Below are 351 nucleotides of genomic sequence, written 5' to 3'. Positions count from 1 at the left end.
AAATTGAAAGCCGAGATTCGGTTTCTGAAGCAACAACTGGACGTGCTAAAAAAGTACAAGGAACTGGAAAGGAGGTGTCACCAGAGATCGTCATCCCATGGATGGAGTCCATTCGAGGGGAAGTAAGTGTGTCTCAAGCTTGTGCATGGTTAGGGGTTCCTCGTTCAACGTATTATCGTTGGAAGGCATCCTATGGTGCCAAGCGTACGAACCCCGTGGTAGAGAACATTCGGCAGCTCTGTACACAGCATAAATTTCGCTACGGGTACCGAAAGATTACCGCGCTGCTCCGAATGGAACAGACAATTAATCACAAACGTGTACAACGGATTATGCAGATGGAAGGGCTGC

1 protein-coding gene and 1 pseudogene are annotated in these 351 nt (G+C 48.1%); both read left to right on the top strand.

The genetic code is table 11. The annotated features are described in order from the left end of the window. Nucleotides 1-101: 101 nt before the first annotated feature. Nucleotides 102-188: pseudogene (locus ET33_RS40705) on the top strand (helix-turn-helix domain-containing protein); the annotation flags it as partial. Between the two features lie 27 nt (nt 189-215). Further along, a partial coding sequence (locus tag ET33_RS40015) for an IS3 family transposase (protein ID WP_407668122.1) occupies nt 216-351 on the top strand: 136 nt, incomplete at its 3' end.

The organism is Paenibacillus tyrphae (assembly GCF_000722545.1).
Taxonomy (GTDB): Bacteria; Bacillota; Bacilli; order Paenibacillales; family NBRC-103111; genus Paenibacillus_G; species Paenibacillus_G tyrfis.
The sequence above is the reverse complement of the archived record's forward strand: the minus strand, read 5'-3'. Positions and strand labels throughout refer to the sequence as shown.